Here is a 2372-nt window from a genome sequence, read left to right on the forward strand (position 1 = left end):
TGCCGCCCCGCGCTTTGTGAATGAAACGCATGAGTTGTTCGCCGCCATCGCGCTCATTCTCAGCGGACTAGCGATTGCCTCAGGCCTGTTCCCGCGATTAACGCTACTCGCGCCGCTCAAGCGCAGCGGTCCGTGGCTGATTGTGCTGGCGCTGCTGATTGGCCTGTGGGAAACCGTCACCGGCAAACTGGCGCTGCTGCCCGCGCCCTTTTTCGCCCCGCCGCGCGCGCTGGTAGAAGCCTACGCCATCGACTGGCTGCGCCTGCTGGATAGCGTGCTCAATTCGCTGCGTCTGCTGGCTTTCGGCTTTATCTATGGCAGCGTGGTCGGCTTTGTTACCGGCGTGGCGATTGGCTGGTCACGCGGCTTGGGTTACTGGGTGCATCCGATTCTGCGTTTCCTCGGCCCGGTGCCTTCGACTGCACTGCTGCCGCTGTCGCTCTACTTCTTCCCGTCGAGCTTCTCGGCAGCGGTATTTCTCATCGCGCTGGCGACCTGGTTCCCGGTGACGGTGCTGACCTGGTCGGGCGTTTCCAGCGTTGATACGCGTTATTACGATGTGGCGCGCACGCTGGGTGCCAATTCGCTGTTCCTCGTGTTGCGCGTAGCGGTACCTGCCGCGCTGCCGCACCTGTTTGTCGGCCTGTTTATGGGTTTGGGCGCGTCGTTCTCGGTGCTGGTGGCGGCGGAGATGATGGGCGTGAAGTCCGGGCTCGGCTGGTATTTGCAGTGGGCGCAAGGCTGGGCGGCTTACGCCAATATGTACGCCGCGCTGATTGTGATGGCGCTGCTGTTCTCTTCGCTGATCTCCCTGCTGTTCCTGGTGCGCGATCGCCTGCTGTCATGGCAGCGCAGCGCGGTGAAATGGTAATTCGTAGGGTCGCCATTCATGGCGACCGCCCCCACACATGAGGTCGATTATGGCTGCAAAAATTTCTGCTTCTATCACCGAACTGATTGGCAACACGCCGCTGCTGCGCCTGTCACGCTACGCGCAGCAGCAAGAGATTCAGGCGGATTTGGTCGCTAAACTCGAACTGTTTAATCCCAATCACAGCGTCAAAGATCGCATCGCCCTCAGCATGATTGAAGCCGCTGAACGCAACGGCATTATCCAGCCCGGCGATACATTGGTTGAAACCACCAGCGGCAACACCGGCATTGGTTTAGCGGCAATAGCGGCGGCCAAAGGCTACAAGTTCCGCGTTTACATCAATGATTTCGTTAGCATCGAACGCAGCCAGATTATTCAAGCGTACGGCGCCGAAGTGGTGCCGTTCAGCACCATTGCAGGCTTCAAAGAGTTCTACGACGCCAGCAACGGCGATTTCGTTGCCGCCACCAAATGGCTGGCCGAGCAGGTCACCGCAGCGGAACCTGAAGTGCATTTTCTGCTGCAGCTGGATAATCCGGCCAATCCGGCGGTGCATGAACGCACCACCGGACCAGAGATCTGGCGCGACAGCGGCGGCGAGCTGGATATCTTTATCGCCGCCGTCGGCACAGGCGGCACGCTCTCCGGCACCGGACGCTATCTCAAACAGCAGCATCCGGGTTTGCAGGTGATCGCCGTCGAGCCGGGCGTGGGTTCACAGCCGAGCGAACTGCGTCCCGATCCGCTGGAGATCACCGGCGTACATGCGTTTAGCAATCAGACGCCGGAGCGCATTCCTGCCAATCTCGATCACCGCGTTTACGATGAGGTGATCGCGGTCGAAACCTGGCAGGCGTATGCGGCGGCGCGCCAGCTAGCGCTGAGCGAAGGCGTGCTGGTTGGTGATTCGTCCGGCGCGGTGTTGTGGGCGGCACAACAGGTCGCGGCGCGACCAGAAAATCGCGGCAAGCGTATTGTGGTGTTGCTTGCCGACGGCGGCAGCAGTTATTTGACCACGCAGCTGTTCGCGCATCAGGTGCCAGCGGAATCGCTGAAGCTAGCGAGTGCCGTGCAAACCTCGAGGAAAATCGCCTAAGGATAGGAATGCGCACCTGGTCGCCATAAATGGCGGCCCTACAAGGCAACGGGTTTTGTAGGGTGCGCATTTATGCGCACCTGGTCACCATAAATGGCGACCCTACGATGCCACGCCGCACCAGCGCACTAACGTCAACGCGATGGCTTTGGTGCAGGCTACCAGATCGACGATCGGGACATGTTCGTTGGGTTGATGCGACATCGCCGGATCGCCGGGACCAAAGTTCACCGTTGGCGTCTGCCCCAATGTGCTCGGCAAACCAATGTCGCTATGCGCACCAAATCCGGCCAGTTGCGGATTGAGTGCCGCATCGGTAACGCCCTGCTGGAAGGTGGTGACAAACGGGTGCTCCGCCGCAATTTCGGCGCAATCGGCATCGAGAATCCATTCGACTTTGGC

3 protein-coding genes are annotated in these 2372 nt (G+C 60.2%); 2 read left to right on the top strand and 1 reads right to left on the bottom strand.

Annotation, left to right across the window (positions count from 1 at the left end):
• Nucleotides 1-871: ABC transporter permease subunit (locus RTY00_RS23585; RefSeq protein ID WP_312666581.1), on the top strand; the 871-nt coding region annotated here is incomplete at its 5' end.
• A 49-nt stretch (nt 872-920) separates the two neighbouring features.
• Nucleotides 921-1970, top strand: coding sequence for a pyridoxal-phosphate dependent enzyme (locus RTY00_RS23590; RefSeq protein WP_312666582.1), 1050 nt, complete (start codon nt 921-923; stop codon nt 1968-1970).
• Between the two features lie 102 nt (nt 1971-2072).
• Here the strand turns inward: RTY00_RS23590 and RTY00_RS23595 are convergent.
• A partial coding sequence (locus tag RTY00_RS23595) for a M20/M25/M40 family metallo-hydrolase (protein WP_312666583.1) occupies nt 2073-2372 on the bottom strand: 300 nt, incomplete at its 5' end.

Source organism: Pantoea sp. CTOTU49201 (genome assembly GCF_032054795.1).
Classification (GTDB): Bacteria; Pseudomonadota; Gammaproteobacteria; order Enterobacterales; family Enterobacteriaceae; genus Pantoea; species Pantoea symbiotica.

Coding starts and splice junctions, on each gene's coding strand:
- RTY00_RS23590 (WP_312666582.1), top strand. CDS start 921: ATGGCTGCAAAAATTTCTGCTTCTATCACCGAACTGATTGGCAACACG.